This window comes from Thalassotalea marina, assembly GCF_014656435.1.
GTDB lineage: Bacteria > Pseudomonadota > Gammaproteobacteria > Enterobacterales > Alteromonadaceae > Thalassotalea_C > Thalassotalea_C marina.
In genome coordinates this window covers 1-2,214 of sequence record NZ_BNCK01000022.1, presented here as the reverse complement: position 1 = coordinate 2,214, position 2,214 = coordinate 1, and the positions used below count along the sequence as shown (strand labels likewise).

The window sequence follows — 2,214 nt, the reverse complement described above, 5'->3', positions numbered from 1 at the left end:
TCATGTTCCGGTGAGTACGCAAGTCATTGGCGCTAACGAATATGAAGGTCACTTTGCTTTTGACTTACTCTATAACAACTCTTCAGATATACAGCCTAATACCTTATCGACCGATACGCATGGTACCAATAATGTTAACTTCGCTATATTAGATTTCTTTGGTTACACATTCGCCCCTCGATACGCGAAAATGAAAAAGGTGTTTTTTGAGCTATTTGAAGTGACTGAAGAGAACGGAGGCCGTATTCAATTAAAGAAAGATATTAATCATAAGCTAATTGCTGAAGAATGGGACAATATTCAGCATATTGTTTGTTCATTGAGTCGTAAAACCACCACTCAAAGCACAATCATTAGAAAGTTGAGTAACGGCAAGAGCCGAAGATTGTCAGCATTGCATGAGTACGACCGTTTAATTAAATCTATTTATGTTTTGGAGTATGTTGATAATTCAACGTTGCGTCATTACGTCCAGCAAGCCTTGAACAGAGGTGAAGCATACCATCAGTTAAAACGTGCTATTACTTCAGTTAATGGCAATAAATTTCGTGGGGGGAATGATTACCAAGTATCACAATGGGGTTCTAGGGATTTTCCCCTCTAAAAAGACTTAATCCTCTGTAGACCACACCAATAAATGGCTGCGGAGGTGGGTTACTACTTATAAGTGTGGCAAATTAGGTAAATATCGTACATTTAATACGGAACAGCCCTGATATGGCCATCAAAAACGAAATTACTATTCTCACGAGAGCAGAACAGGCAGATCTTTATTCCCCACCCATTTTTTCAATCGAAGAACAACGTCTGTACTTTTCTCTGAACGATGCGGAATTGGCAGTTTTTCGGTCAATTCGTCTCAGAGCTCATAGATGTTACTTTGTCGCGATTTTGGGATACTTCAAATCAAAGCCCGTCATCCTAGATATCGCTTACTCGCAGGTTTCTAAGGATTTAATGTTCATCAGTAAAGAGCTGCTTGGCGGCAAGGGGCTCAGACCATTCACTCCCTCACAAAAACAAAAAGATCGACTCTACGCAAAAGTATTAGACCTTGCTGGTTATCACAAATGGGACGAAAGTCAGCACTTCAATTCTCTTTTCGACCACCTTGTTCAGGTGGGCAATGCCTGGCTGGAGCCGCGTTACCTCTTTGATACTGCTATTGAATTCCTAACCAGTCACAGCATTGCTATCCCTAGGTACACCGTACTCCAGAGACTGATAAGCAGAGCGATGCAGCAGGTCAGAAAAGACCTGGCGCACCAACTTAATCAACTCACCAGTCCTGAACTTCACGTCTTTCTGGACAGCATAACAGCCATTGATGACGGACTAAGCCTGAACCAGCTCAGAGGCGGTGCAAAAAGTCTGACCGTACCTGAACTTAAAAAAGAGCTTGCCCTTTATCATCAGTTAGCGCCATGGCGCACGCAAATCAATGGCGTTATCGATGGGCTTAATCTGTCTCTTAAAAATCGACAACACTTCGGTGAGCTCATCAACTATTACGGTAGTAAACTCAAACGATTCAAACGCGCACAGCAGCATCTATGGTTGCTATGTCACCTGACAGAGCGGATACAACTGGCACTGGAACGGTTAACTGATGGGTTCATTTACCATATCCGCAAGCAACAAGAAGCTGCCAACACCTTTGCACAACAAGCAGTGTTCCTGTCCTGGCAGTCAGCCGCGGACAATGTCACGAAAGCGGCAGAGTTACTGCATCTGTTTGTGGATGAGAACATTGATGATAATCAACCCTTCTCAGTAGTCAGACAACAGGCATTGAAGGTCATGAATGACAGGGATATCCAGACCCTCTGCCTTTACCTGAAAAAACAGAAACGGACCGTGGAAGAGTACCAGTGGCAACATTACGATGAACAATGCAATCTCCTGGAGCAACTGTTAAGGCAGGTGTTCTTGTGCCTTGAATGTGAGGCCGGTAAAGGCTCAGAAGCCGTCGTCGCCCAACTTCAACAGATGCAGACGGAAATCGCATTCGGTGGACCACTGAAGACGATGGATACGTCGCTCATCCCGAAAAAGCACCTCCCATGGTTGGTTAAACAGGATAACGTTAACCCGCAACGTTACGAATGGCTGCTCTACCGGCAGTTAACCTCACGACTGAATGGACGCATTTATTTGCCAAATGTTACCAAATACCGCGCACTGGAAGACGACCTGATCCCCCAGACATCGCAG

Annotated in this window: 1 protein-coding gene and 1 pseudogene; both read left to right on the top strand. The window is 44.4% G+C overall.

The window, feature by feature from the left end:
* On the top strand, positions 1–604 hold a 604-nt coding region (locus IE199_RS21785), incomplete at its 5' end, for a Tn3 family transposase (RefSeq protein ID WP_229854916.1).
* A 113-nt stretch (positions 605–717) separates the two neighbouring features.
* Positions 718–2,214, top strand: a pseudogene (locus tag IE199_RS21780) (Tn3-like element ISShfr9 family transposase); the annotation flags it as partial.